Here is a 13,143-nt window from a genome sequence, read left to right as displayed (position 1 = left end):
GGGGAGCACATCAGATGTTCAAGTGGCTACTCGACAACAGCCTCGGGAACCGGCTGCTGGTGATCATCGCCAGCCTGGTCCTGATGGCCTACGGGGCGTTCACGCTTTCGCGAACACCCGTGGACGTATTCCCGGATCTCAACAAGCCAACGGTCACGATCATGACCGAGGCCGGTGGCATGGCAGCAGAGGAGGTCGAGCAACTCATCACCTTCCCGCTCGAGACGACCATGAATGGTTTGCCCGGCGTGGAGTCCGTGCGCTCGACCTCGAGTTCGGGGCTGTCTTTCATCTACGTGACCTTCGACTGGAGCACAGAGATCTTCCGCGCACGGCAGATGGTGTCGGAACGTCTCTCGGCCATGGAGGAAGGATTGCCTGAAGACGTGATCCCGCGCATGGGGCCGATCAGTTCGATCATGGGCGAGATCATGCAGATCGCGATTCCGATCGACATTGCGAAGATCACGCCGATGCAGGTCCGCGAGTACGCCGACTGGATCCTGCGCCCTCGCCTCATGGCAATTCCCGGCATCGCGCAAGTCATCCCGATCGGCGGGGAAGTGCGGCAGTTCCAGGTCCAGCCTGACACCCGCCGAATGGCCGAGCTCGGCGTTTCGCTGGAGCAGTTGGAAGGTGCGATCAGAGGGTTCTCGTCGAACACTTCGGGGGGCTTTCTCGAACTGAACGGTCGCGAATACCTCATCCGCCACCTCGGGCGGACCTCGAGCCTGGACGATCTTAAGAACCTCGCGATCACGGCACGTGATGGCCAGCCGATCCTGCTGCGTCAGATTGCATCCGTTACCTTCGCGGCGGCACCCAAACGGGGGGACGCCGGCTTCGAGGGCAAACCGGCCGTGATCCTTGGCATCCAGAAACAGCCTACGGCGGACACCATTCACCTGACGCGCTCGATCGAAACTGCGCTCGAAGAGATGAAGAAATCGCTTCCGGCGGGGATGGAAGCGCCGGAGGTGACGTTCCGTCAGGCGACCTTCATCGAAGCGTCGATCACCACGCTACAGGGCAAGCTGATTGGCGCATCGGTGTTCGTTGCGGCGATCCTCTTCTTCTTTCTGGGCACCCTGCGCCCAACGATCATCGCGCTCACCGCGATCCCCGTATCCATCTTCATGACGGCCCTTGTCTTCAAGTATTTCGGGCAGTCGATCAACACGATGACGCTAGGCGGTCTTGCGATTGCGATTGGCGGGCTGGTCGATGATGCGGTTGTGGGCGTCGAGAATGTGCTGCGACGCTTGAAGGAGGATCGTTCGAAGCATCATGATCATCGGCTGCATCCGATCGAACTCGTGGCCCGCGCGACGATGGAGGTGCGCTCGGCGATCCTTTACGCGACGATCATCATCGTGCTGGTGTTCCTGCCACTCTTTGCGCTGCCCGGCATGGAGGGGCGGCTATTTGTGCCGCTCGGCGTGGCGTTCATCGTCTCCACGCTCGCATCGTTGATCGTCTCGGTCACCGTGACGCCGGTGCTGTCCTTCTACCTGCTTCCCCGGATGAAATCTCTCGATCACGGTGACACGCGTCTGCTCGCCTGGCTCAAGGCGCGCTATCGCGGGACGTTGCAGGGGGTGCTCGAGCATCCCAAGGCGGCCCTCGCAGCGGGTGGGGTTGCAGTGGTGATCGCTGCCGCTGCGGTACCGTTTTTCCCGACGACTTTTCTGCCGCCGTTCAACGAAGGGACCTTGCTGATCGGCATGCGACTCAACCCGGGCGTCACCCTGGCAGAGTCGACAGCGCTCGCGCAACAAGCGGAAGTGCTCGTGAAACAGGTTCCCGAAGTGACACACGTCGGACGTCGAAGCGGACGGGCCGAGCTTGACGAGCATGCGGAAGGCGTCCACGTCAGCGAGCTCGATGTGGGACTAAGACCTGCCGGTGAGTTGACCCGCTCGATGGGTGAGATCACCGCCGATATTCGGTCGCGGTTGGTCAATCTGCCGGCGGCAATCGCGATCGGGCAACCGATCTCGCATCGCATCGACCACATGCTGTCGGGCGTGCGCTCTCAGATCGCAATCAAGATTTTCGGCGAGGATCTCGATAGCCTGCGCGGACAGGCTGACGTTTTGCGAACGCGGCTTGCAGCCATCCCGGGGCTCGCCGACCTGGAGATCGAGAAGCAAGTGCTCGCCCCGCAGATCAAGGTGCGGATCGACTATGCAGCGGCAGCCCGTTACGGCGTACCAGCGCCGCAGACTCTGGCGGCGCTGCAGAACCTCGTCGAGGGCGAAAAGGTCACCCAGATCGTCGAGGGTGGCCGGCGGTTCGCATTGGTCGTGCGTCTGCCCGAAACGGCGCGATCGGTCGACGGGCTGGCACAGATACTGATCGAAACGCCGACCGGACATGTGCCCTTGTCGAAGCTGGCGTCAATCGAGGATGGAGACGGCCCGAACCAGGTGAGCCGAGATGACGGCAAGCGCCGCATCGTGCTCTCGGCCAACGCGCAGCAACGTCCGCTCTCGGAGGTCGTCGAGGACATCCGCGCCGTCGTGGCCGACCTGAAGTTGCCCGAGGGTTACTTCATTACCCTCGGCGGGCAGTTCCAGGCCCAGGAAGAGGCTTCCCGGCTCGTCGGGTTGCTGTCGATCGTCTCGCTTGTGCTGATGTTCGTCGTGCTCTACAGCCGATACAAGTCGGTTCGACTCTCGGCCCTCATCATGGCGAACATCCCGCTCGCGCTGGTCGGGGCAGTGATTGGTCTGTGGATCTCAGGTCAGCCGTTGTCGGTCGCGGCACTCGTCGGCTTCATCACGCTCGCGGGTATTTCGGTGCGCAACGGCATCCTCAAGGTCAGCCATTACCTAAACCTGATGCGAATCGAGGGCGAGGGTTTCGACCACTCGATGATCTTGCGCGGCTCGATCGAGCGTCTGTCGCCGGTGCTGATGACCGCGCTGGTCACTGCGTTTGCGCTTGCACCGCTGCTGTTCGAGGCTGAGCGCCCGGGTACCGAGATTCTGCATCCGGTTGCCGTGGTGATCTTCTCGGGCCTTATCAGTTCGACCCTGTTGGATACCTTCCTGACCCCGGCAATGTTCTGGCTCTTCGGTCGCCGTGACGCTGAACGTCTGCTCGACGATCGGAACGCCGAGGCATTCTGACGCTGCTCACCTCCCCCTGCACAAACCTGAAAGGAGAAACCATGAAGTTCTTACCATTTGTCGCCATTGCTGCCCTGGTGGCAGTGGGCCCCACCTTTGCAGCGGAAAAACATGACGATACGCATGTACATGAATCGTTGCATGGAGGGGTAGTAGTCGAGGTCAAGGATCTCGACCTCGAGCTCGTCGCCAAGCCAGAGGTGATCCAGTTGCATGTTCGCGATCACGGCAAACCGGTCGATGTGACCAACGGCAGCGCAAAGCTCACGGTCCTCTCCGGTGCAGAAAAGCAGGAGGTTGAGCTCAAACCAGCGGGGGATCGGCTCGAAGCCAGGGGCAGTTTCCGTGTCGGCGCGGGAACCAAGCTGATTGCGGTTGTCGCCCTCTCGGGCAAACCCTCGACCACTGCGCGCTTCAACTTGAAATGACGCGATACGACCGCCTGTGGCAATCATGCAGCAGGTGGTCTTCTAAATTGAACGAAGCAGATCAACTGAAAAGAACGATAGCAGTAGGCTTGGTCCTTATGGCAATGGGTGTTTTGACGGGGTGTGCGACCTCGATCGTGCACGAGGGCAAGTATGCCTAGAGCGACGGTTGGCGCGAGGGAACGGTGGTCGAAATCGGTCCCGCAAAGGACCTACAGCGACCCGCGTTCTATGACTGCCGAGACCAGGTATCCGAGAAGGCAAATGATGTCACCTACGTAACGATCGCATTGCTACGAAATGGCCATCCGTACGCGCGGACCGCGAAACTACCTACCGAATCGAAGCTGCGGTTGGGAGACAAGGTCTACGTCAACTTGAAGGACTGCACTGCACCGATTCCAGCACGCGGTTCCTGATTCACGGCTTCCCACGAATTTGTCCGACGGCCCGATTCTGACTGGCAGCTCACCCCGGACCGTCGCGCTTCCCGCCATCTAGACTGCAGGCGCTGAAGACCGACTCGATGCACGACAAACGAACACAATGGTGGTGGCTGATGGCCGCCTGGGCCGTGGCCCTGATATCGACCTTGGGCGCGCTCTTCATCGGCGAAGTGATGGGCATGACGCCCTGCGTACTTTGCTGGTACCAGCGCATCGCAATGTTCCCGCTGGCCATCATCCTGGGCATGGCCGTGTTCGCCGAGGACCGGCGCGGAGCCGTGTATGCGATGCCGTTCGCGCTCGCTGGGCTCGCGCTGGCCGCCTATCACAGCGCGCTGATCGCAGGATGGGTGCCGCAGTGGTGGGTGCCTTGCGGCACTGGCCCTTCGTGCAGCCAGCAGGCCCTGGTCATCCTTGGCAACATCCAGATTCCCTGGCTGTCGCTGGGGGCCTTCCTCGCCATCGCCGCCGCCCTGACGATTTATCTGAAAAGGACCCGTACATGAACACACGAAAACTGCTGGCACTCGCCGTGCTGCTGATCCTCGGCCTGGCGTTCTACTTCGGCATGGATGCCTACCGTGATCGCACGCAGGCCGAGCAGGACACGCGCGTCGCGGTGGAAGCAAGCCGCCTCGTGCGGATGCACACCCCGATCATCGGCCCGCAGAACGCGCCGGTCACCATCGTCGAGTTCTTCGACCCCGCCTGCGAGACGTGCCGCGCCTTCTATCCGCTCGTCAAGCAGATCATGGCCCAGCATCCGAGCAAGGTCCGGCTTGCGCTGCGCTACGCGCCCTTCCACCACGGCTCGGACCAGGTGGTGAAACTGATGGAGGCCGCGCGCAAGCAAGGGCTCTACACCCCGGTGCTCGAGGCGCTGCTGGCCGCGCAACCGCAGTGGGCGGACCATGCGGCGCCCAATCTCGATCTCGCCTTCGAGGCAGCCGCGCGCGCCGGCCTGGATATGGTGCGCGCCCGGCAGGACATGGAGACGCCCGAGATCCAGGCCGTGATCGCGCAGGACGTCGAGGACCTGACTGCGCTGCAGGTGAGCAAGACCCCCACCTTCTTCGTCAATGGACGCAGCCTGCCCAGCTTCGGTCCTGACCAACTGGCACGTCTGGTGGCCGAGGAGGTTGCCACGTCGCGCCCCTAACTGGCTGATGGCACAGCGCTGGGGGCACAATGGAAGCGGTCGCGTTCAGCGTGCCCCTTTTTTGGGAGGCCTGCCGGATCTGGCGAGGTCATGAACAACATCTACGTCATGCACGCTCTGCTCGCGGCAGCCTTGTTCGGTGCGAGCACCCCGTTCGCCAAACTGCTCGTCGGCGAGATGTCGCCCTGGTTGTTGGCGGGATTGCTGTATCTCGGGAGTGGAGTCGGGCTGGCTGCGGCACGGCTGATCCGCGACCGCACCTGGCGCCCCTCGGGACTCGCCGAGGGCGAATGGCCCTGGTTGCTTGGCGCGGTCTTCTTCGGTGGCGTACTCGGACCGCTCGCATTGATGTTCGGCCTGACGCGCACCAGCGGCTCGACGGCTTCACTGCTGCTCAACCTCGAAGCGGTGCTGACCGCCGTGATCGCCTGGGTTGTCTTCAAGGAAAACGCCGACCGCCGCATCGTGCTCGGCATGCTTGCCATCGTGGCGGGCGGGGTGGTGCTCTCCTGGTCGGGCGCTGATGATGGGACGAGTGATTGGTACGGACCCCTTTCCATCGTCGCTGCCTGCTTGTGCTGGGCCATTGACAACAACCTGACGCGGAGAGTCTCCGCCTCGGATGCGCTGTTCATCGCCGGTGCGAGGGGTGTAGTGGCGGGCCCGGTCAATGCGGGGCTGGCGTTCGCACTTGGCGCCAGTCTGCCCACTGGCCCGATCCTGCTCGGAACCCTTGCCGTCGGTCTGCTGGGCTACGGCATCAGCCTGGCGCTCTTCGTGCTGGCGCTGCGCGGACTGGGCACGGCGCGCACCGGTGCCTACTTCTCGACCGCGCCCTTCATCGGCGCAGCGGTTTCGCTGGTGGTGCTGGGCGAGTCGACCTCAAGCGCGTTCTGGCTCGCCGCCGCCCTGATGGCCTGGGGCGTATGGCTGCACCTCACCGAGCATCATGAGCATGAACATGCGCACGAGCCGATGGAACACAGTCATCGGCATGTCCACGACGATCACCACCAGCACGAGCATGCGTTCGCGTGGACCGGCGAGGAGCCCCACGAGCATTGGCACCGGCACGAGGCGATGGTGCACAAGCATCCGCACTTTCCGGATATTCATCACCAGCATTTGCATTGAGCCACTCAGCGCCGACATGCTGCTCGTCAACTACGGGTTCAGGCGGCGGCTTGACTCAGAGACTCGCCGTTGCACCATCGAGATGATGAATGTCTCTTACGGGTCGCATCCAGCCGTTCCTTCCCCCGGGGCCGTCGAGGCCTTTGGCCGCACCGCGCGCGACATTGGACAGTCGACGCCGTTTCGTCCAAAGCTCAGCGGAGGTTGTCTCCCCGGGAGACAACCTCCGGCAGAAACCGAAAAGCCTCTCCCAAGTGAGTGTGGTCATCGGATTCGATGGTCTTGGGCGAAAATCTGATCAAATTCGATGATGGCGGTCCGGCTTAGTCATTGATTTTATTGTGTGGTCACTCTGCTCAAGGGCATTGGGATGACTTTTGCCAAAGAGGGGTCAAGGGCGCAGTCCAACGGACTGCGGCGAAGCGACACCCTTGACGCCTTGTAGGCAATCTACGCTATCGGCGCCGGGCCAGGCGGTGCAAGCCTGGCCCGGCTGCCCCACGGCGAGTGCGGGGTTTGGGGCAGAGCCCCAAGGTGGTCGAACTTCCGGATCACGCATGCGACGGCCCTCATCTTTCGTGACCAACGAACCATCAAGAATCGTGACCGTGCTCACCCAAGGACTTCCAGAGCGACGCCAAGATGATCGAGCTGGATGCGCTCGCGGCGGGGCTGGAGCTGGGATGACGGAAATCTCGGCGATTCCGGCTTAGAACCCCAAGGAGACACTTTCGCCTCGAGCCTGCTGACAATCAGCCCTTTCCAGGCTGAACAGCCACCAGGCGCCCCCGCAACTCGGCCGCTTCCTCGCCGGCCTTCTTCGCCTGCGCCCGCGCCTCTTCCACCTGACGCTTCGCCGCCTCGATCTCCCGCACCGCGCCATCGAGCGCCGTCTGCTGGGCCTGCACCTGGACCCGCGCGCTGCTGAGCTCCTGCCCTGCCTGCTGTAGCTGCCTCTCGAGCCCCTCCACCCGCGCCTCAGTCCGGCTCGCGCGATCGGTCATCGCCTCGAGGCGCGCACTCAGTACAGCCGCCTGCTGCTCGGCGGCGATGCGCCCTTGCTGCGCCTCGGCCAACGCCGTGCGCAAGCGCTCGAGCTCGGCGGCTTGTTCCGTCTGGCGCTCGGCTTGCGACTCGATCTTCAGTCGTGCGGTCGCCAGTTCGATGCGAGCGTTTTCGGCCGCCTGCTGCTCGCGCTCGATGCGCTGCTGCGCCTCGGCCAGATCAGCAGCCTGCTGCTGCGCTTTCCCCGCCAAGGTGGCCCGCTCGGTCGTCAACGTAGCTACCTGTTCAAGTAGCTCATCACGCTCGGCCTCGAGCGCCTCGCCGGCGGCTGACAGCTCGGCAGCTTCTGACTGTGTTTGCACCAGGCGCGCCTCAACCTCGGCCCGCGCTGCAGCGGCCGACCGCTCGATCTCGGTCGCAATGGCCGCTGCCAAGGCCGCGGGCAGCTCGGGCGCCGTGACAGTCGCTGCGGGACGCGCCTCACGCCAAGCAACGAGGTGCCGATGGATGGTGTTTGGGCTTCCGGTGCCCAAGCGCTCGCGAACCGCCCTGATCGTCGGTTGCACCCCCTCACCGACCAGCGCATCGGCGGCGGCGGCGACCTGCTCAAACGTAATCCCTTCGCGTGCCATCTGTATCTCTCCTGTATTTAATATCATGTATTTCGTATTGATATTGATACGATACACAATACAGGTATGAAATGCAAGAGATACACCACACATCAGCAATACCTTCGCGCACTTGCGCGGCGTCGGGCATGCAAGTGCGCGAAAAAAAGCCCCGAGACTCCAGAGCGGAAAGTCGGGGCTGCGTCGGACAAGGCAGGAAACCGCTACGGCACGTCTTGCCGCGGCGAATTGGAGCGTCTGGTCATGTAAGGCAGAAACGTCCGCGGTCGGAGCTGCGGCCCGCTTTCGGGACGCAGCCGGCGCCACTCGCCCTGGGCGAAGGCCACGAGTTTTCCAATCTGCCTTCGCATGAGACGAAACCCCGGCGCGCGATAGAGCTCATCCATCAAGGCCTCGATTTCGGCGTCGAACTCGCCCCGATCGTCCCGCCGGATCTGCCGGCGCTGGGGCGGCGCAGAGGCGATTTCGTGGATGCGCTCGCGCAGCGCTTCAACCCGTTTGCGGTTCATGCGCCAGGACCATCCGACGCCGTCGTGCACCAGTTCATACCGGTCGATGAAGCTGCAGCGCTCGGCGTCAAACCGCAGGAGCTTTTCGCGGGCATGTACCCGCCCCTTGCCGTCAGTGACCGCCATCAGCCAGCGGACCATCCGCGGGGACTGGTCAGGCGGGCCGGCGACGGCGTAGAGCAACGTGACGGCTTCGCCGCTCGAGCGCCGCTTGCTGCGGGTGGATTTCGGTAAATTGCAGTCGTAGAGCTCGGTCAGCTTGATCTCAAGCGAAGGCCACTTCTCGAGGGAAAGCTCTCCGGTGACGTACCAGGGGTAACCCAGACGGGCAGTGTCCTGCACGCGCTGCATGTAGGTCAGGCTGTCGGGTAAGATCGACATAGTTAGGAACCTAACAAAGATACCTCATTGCAATGGTGTAGATTCTAAGTCAAATCTAGGTGGTCCAAAAGGGACCACACAATATGAGGTTCCGACTTTGAGCTTGCGAAAAGTCGGCTGACCTGTCCAAAATGGCCGGGACGTCACGCGAACAAGGGGCTAGCCATCCCGCACACACACCCGGAGGGTCGCTGTGCGGGGGACGCCACCCCCGCACACGCAGACCGTCACACCGGACTGGGCGCCACCCAGTTCGTCACCCCCAGGAAAGGGGGCCTCGAACGTCGTGAGACGCAAGAGGGCATTGCCTGGAGCCGCATGCCTCTAATAGGGCTGGTGCGGCATACGAGGAGCGCTGTGGGGTGTGATTCCCTGCTTCGACTCCTTCGCACGTCGCAGCCCGTTGCCCCCCTTTTTGGGAACCAACGGGGCCGTAGCGCGAAAAAACGATGTTGGGCGACGTCGAAACGGGCGCGTGGGTAACCACGCCAACCCTGTATATGTCGAACGGGTGAAAATCCCGGGGGCGGCCGGCTCGTGAGGGTCGGACGAACACCGCGGTGGTGGGTAGATGAGGCCGTAGTAATACGGCAGGGATCTGAGGGGAAGCCTGGAAGATCTGGTACCAGGGAGGGCAACCTCCCTGGATCTCTGTATAGCTCAAGCCACAAAGCGTGCCCATGAAAGGGTGCGGCGCGGTAAGTCGTAACAAGCCGCTGGACGCATTGGGTGGAACCAATGTGTTTGGTCAGGGCGTGATGAAGCGCGCATGTAGTAAGGGAGGGGCTTTGGAACCTCACCCCCCTGAAACCCGACCTGGTCGGGGTAGGCCCATAGGGCTAAGCATGCGTAGTGGAGCGCGGCGGCGTGTTACGTCGACGAGATGTACTAAGACGGGAAGCTCCTACCCAGCAGTACCGTGACCGTGGCAGGCGCGGATGGGAGGAGTGGGAGACTGGGCGAGTAGGGTTGATCTTTGTTGCAGACCTGACGGATGTGACGAAGGGACTTAAAGCCTGGGGTGATGCTGTTGTGACTGTGTGTGTGTGTGAGACGTGACGGGCCTTGGCCGGCCCGTCATTTTTGCGAAGACGGAAGAAAACGCGATACGGAAGCGGCCCTGGCAGGCCTTCCAAGAAGCAATGGACCTTCGTTCAAGTTGGACGACGGATTTTCAACGAGCAACAACCGATCCTCGGCCGAGAAGCTGGGGTAGTCCGATCCACCTGCCCTGCCCAATGTAGGGCTAGCCGGTTTTCGATCATGGCGACGGCGAGATGGTGGCGCTGGTAACGTAAAGGACTGTGAGCTGCGAGCTGCCATGCTCAAAGCAGCCGCGGCGGAAATCAAAACCCGCCGTGAGCAGATGCTGGCTGAAAAGCCGAGACAGCTCTTCGGAGCAGTACCTGGGGGAACCCAGGCAACGAAAGTAGCCCTCGAGGCGAACAACAGGCTCAAGTAGCCGACTCCAAACCCCCGGCCATCGGCTGGGGGTTTTTTCTGCCCCTCCCCCGGACCCCCACCCCTGGGCAGTGCCAGTTCAGCGCCCAGCACTACCGTTCCTGACGCGCTCTCGCTTGTCGCCGGCCTACCTCCATCGCAGCCCAAGGGCTGCTCAGTCGGAACGTCCGGGAGCGCACACTGTTTTCTTTTGAAAACAGAACCCCTAAAAAACCGACCACCCCCGCTGGGCTGTTATCTGATTATGGCTACTTGGACACCCAGTTGAGCACCGACTGAGGTGAGCACCCCAACTCACGCGCTATGGCCCGCGCACTCATGCCTTGAGCGTGCATAAGGCACGCGCTGGCCCGCTGCTCCTCGTAAGAGGCAGAGCGCACAACGCCCCCCTTACTTCCACGACGCGCCTGCAGCGCACTGAACCGCGCATCACTCGCCGCCAGGTCGAACTTGTGCCACACCCACTTGCTCACGCTCTTGGCGATGTGCCAGACCTCACGCCCGTCCAGCGGGTAGAGAAAGTCCCCGTTACGCTCGAGCGCCTTGCCGTTCATGTGTGACTGCCATTGGATGAAGTTGCGCACGTCGAGCTTGTAGTGCCGGATCTTCCGGTAGGCGTAGAGCCTCAACCAGTCGAACACCGTGACGTTGCGGCCCAAACCCACCTCTTCAGGCTTGCGCTTCGGAATGTGCTTGGGGAGATCGACCCAGTCGGCCAGATCACCCAGCTCGTACCCAAGCTGGGGACCGCGCAGGGTTTTCCAGAGCGGATGGGCCGGGTTCTTGGTGATGAGCCCGCTGTAGCCCTGGTCGGCCTGTAGCCGAGCGCGGAAAGCAGATTCCACCGCGCACAGGTAACGCATGGGCGCCTGGCGCAGATCAGGTGAGTCCACCAGCACAGGAACGGAAAGTCCCCAGACCAGGTGGGCATGCCCGTTTTCCCGATTGACCGCGGCCCATGAGGGCGGCGGCAGCCCCTGATCCTCCCAGAGTACGGCCGCACCTGGTCTGTCGACGTCGAAAATCGACCAGACACGCAGATGCGGAGGGTTGGCCTGGATGTAGGGGCGCTTGATCGCCGAGGCCAACGAGCGGATGCACAGCCCCTGCTCGAGATCGTCAGAGCAGTAGGGCTTCCGGGGCCAGCGGGAGGCCTCAAACAAGTCCAGCTGTTGATCGGAACATGTCGAAACTCTATCAAACTCGACCATCTTCCCCTTCCTTTGGGGCGATGGCTTTGGCTACAATCAGCTTCAAGTCGTTCGCCTGGTTGTGCAGGTTGATCGGCAAGGAAGCACGGCCATCTTGTCCATGACCGTGCTTCCGGGTGAATCGCAAAAGCCTCGGAACGGTTCCCGCCGTCCGGGGCTTTCGCCTGTCTGGGGTTCAGAATACCCGTTTCATGACAGAAGTAAAAACGCGACGGCGAGCCGCACCGTCTGTCAGGCCTCCGCCGCTTTCACGCGCCGCGCGCGCTTGGGCTTACTGCCCACCGCAGGCAGCAGGCTGGTGAGTTCCTGGTACAGCCCGAACAGAAAAGCCACCCGCGCGGCATCGGTCGAACCGCCCTTGTATCCATACGACGCATCCACAGCTGCATCGAGCTTCTGATGCGCCTTCACCAGATCGGGCGGCATGGTGAGCGGGTCGTACAGATCGGCGAGACTCGAATCGGGGTGTGCGGCGCGCGCATCGAGCACGGCTTGCGCGGCGGCCTCGATGGCCGCGCGCTGCTTGTCGGTGGGGGTGGGCCAGGGGAAGTTGTTGTACACCGCCGGCGAATAGCTGTAATCGCTCTTCAAACGACCAGCGACAGTGCGAACCCACGCGTTGTGCATCGTGCTGCACAGCATACCGAAGTGGTACTGCGTTGCCCCTTCCACGATCTGGACCTTGTTGCTCGCGATAATGTCCGCGGAGAGAAAGGCGATGGGAATGAAGCGACGACGCTCGGACGAGACTTCGGGGACACCGAGGTAGTCCTTGTCGGGTTGGCGATCCTGGGTAAAGAGGGTGGGCTTGTCCGCAAAGGCTTGAACGCTTTTGGTCGGACTCTTCAGTCGTGCCTGGGAGACGGCCGCGACACGCTTCATCACCGCCGGCATGGACTTCAGCTCCTTAGGCGAGATCCCTTTTAGCCAAAGGCAGTAGCGACGCCCACCGTTGATCAGCTCTTCACCGCCGATATAGGGGTCGTCTCAGAAAACGGACAACAAAGCACGGTAAGCAAACCGGCATTGCCCTTAAGCTGTAGTCACATTGCGACTACAATAGAGCCTCTGAAACCTTCAAGGGAAATGACCATGAGCACCGCCGATACCTATGTCCGCGCTCGCATCGACACCAGCACCAAGGAGCGTGCCGCTGATGCGCTCGAAGCAATGGGGTTGTCCATCTCTGACGCCATCCGCTTGCTGATGCTGCGCATTGCTGATGAGCGCCGGATGCCCTTCGATGTGAAAGCCCCTAACGCCACCACGCGCAAGGCCATTGCCGAACTTGAGGCTGGGAAAGGCAAGCGTTTCGCCAGCGTTGATGACCTGATGGCAGACTTGCATGCGGACGATTGATCGCGCCTCAGCCTTCAAACGCGACTACAAGCGCGAGGCCAAGGGCCAGCATCGGGCTACGCTCGATAGCGATTTGAAGCCCGTTCTCGTGGCCCTGGCGACCGATCAGCCGCTTGACGCAAAATTCCGCGATCACGACCTGAGCGGCGACTGGGCAGGTTATCGGGAATGCCACGTCAAGCCCGACCTGCTGCTGATCTACCGCAAGTCGGATGCCGACACTCTCCGACTGGCACGGCTTGGCTCGCACAGCGAGCTTTTCGGTTGAGCCTGTCCGATTGAAG

The 13,143-nt window shown here is 62.2% G+C and carries 11 protein-coding genes; 7 read left to right on the top strand and 4 right to left on the bottom strand.

Annotated elements, in window-relative coordinates; all coding sequences use genetic code 11:
* Nucleotides 1-14: 14 nt before the first annotated feature.
* From ACNQFN_RS22975 to ACNQFN_RS22955, 5 genes are all read left to right on the top strand, one after another.
* Complete coding sequence (locus ACNQFN_RS22975) at nucleotides 15-3,134, top strand: efflux RND transporter permease subunit (protein WP_418649029.1); 3,120 nt, start codon at nucleotides 15-17, stop codon at nucleotides 3,132-3,134.
* Nucleotides 3,135-3,175: 41 nt separating this feature from the next.
* Nucleotides 3,176-3,562 (top strand): hypothetical protein, encoded by a 387-nt coding sequence (locus tag ACNQFN_RS22970; RefSeq protein WP_418649028.1) that lies wholly within the window; start codon nucleotides 3,176-3,178, stop codon nucleotides 3,560-3,562.
* A 526-nt stretch (nucleotides 3,563-4,088) separates the two neighbouring features.
* Entirely contained in the window at nucleotides 4,089-4,514 is a 426-nt protein-coding gene (locus ACNQFN_RS22965; protein WP_418649027.1) for a disulfide bond formation protein B, read from the top strand.
* Nucleotides 4,511-5,167, top strand: coding sequence for a DsbA family protein (locus ACNQFN_RS22960; RefSeq protein WP_418649026.1), 657 nt, complete (start codon nucleotides 4,511-4,513; stop codon nucleotides 5,165-5,167). The genes ACNQFN_RS22965 and ACNQFN_RS22960 overlap by 4 nt, the downstream gene beginning before the upstream one ends.
* A 90-nt stretch (nucleotides 5,168-5,257) precedes the next feature.
* Nucleotides 5,258-6,301, top strand: a complete 1,044-nt coding sequence (locus ACNQFN_RS22955; protein ID WP_418649025.1) for a DMT family transporter — start codon at nucleotides 5,258-5,260, stop codon at nucleotides 6,299-6,301.
* Between the two features lie 752 nt (nucleotides 6,302-7,053).
* Here ACNQFN_RS22955 and ACNQFN_RS22950 read toward each other — a convergent pair.
* The 4 genes from ACNQFN_RS22950 to ACNQFN_RS22935 form a co-directional block, all read right to left on the bottom strand.
* Nucleotides 7,054-7,938, bottom strand: a complete 885-nt coding sequence (locus ACNQFN_RS22950; RefSeq protein ID WP_418649024.1) for a DNA-binding protein — start codon at nucleotides 7,936-7,938, stop codon at nucleotides 7,054-7,056.
* Nucleotides 7,939-8,141: 203 nt separating this feature from the next.
* On the bottom strand, nucleotides 8,142-8,828 hold the full coding sequence (locus tag ACNQFN_RS22945; protein WP_418649023.1) for a hypothetical protein: 687 nt from the start codon (nucleotides 8,826-8,828) through the stop codon (nucleotides 8,142-8,144).
* A gap of 1,709 nt (nucleotides 8,829-10,537) precedes the next feature.
* Nucleotides 10,538-11,500 carry a replication initiation protein gene (locus ACNQFN_RS22940; protein WP_418649022.1) on the bottom strand — a complete coding sequence of 321 codons (963 nt, stop codon included), beginning with the start codon at nucleotides 11,498-11,500 and terminating at the stop codon, nucleotides 10,538-10,540.
* Between the two features lie 231 nt (nucleotides 11,501-11,731).
* Complete coding sequence (locus ACNQFN_RS22935) at nucleotides 11,732-12,475, bottom strand: type IIL restriction-modification enzyme MmeI (RefSeq protein ID WP_418649033.1); 744 nt, start codon at nucleotides 12,473-12,475, stop codon at nucleotides 11,732-11,734.
* 117 nt (nucleotides 12,476-12,592) lie between these two features.
* Here ACNQFN_RS22935 and ACNQFN_RS22930 point away from each other — a divergent pair, with 117 nt between their 5' ends.
* Nucleotides 12,593-12,859: a type II toxin-antitoxin system RelB/DinJ family antitoxin gene (locus tag ACNQFN_RS22930; protein WP_013521177.1), complete on the top strand. Its 267-nt coding sequence runs from the start codon at nucleotides 12,593-12,595 to the stop codon at nucleotides 12,857-12,859.
* Complete coding sequence (locus ACNQFN_RS22925; protein ID WP_013521176.1) at nucleotides 12,846-13,127, top strand: type II toxin-antitoxin system YafQ family toxin; 282 nt, start codon at nucleotides 12,846-12,848, stop codon at nucleotides 13,125-13,127. Before ACNQFN_RS22930 ends, ACNQFN_RS22925 begins: the two co-directional genes overlap by 14 nt.
* Nucleotides 13,128-13,143 lie beyond the last annotated feature (16 nt).

Origin of the sequence: Thauera butanivorans (assembly GCF_048398245.1) — a bacterium.
Lineage (GTDB): Bacteria > Pseudomonadota > Gammaproteobacteria > Burkholderiales > Rhodocyclaceae > Thauera > Thauera butanivorans.
This window is presented reverse-complemented; position numbering and strand designations above follow the sequence as displayed.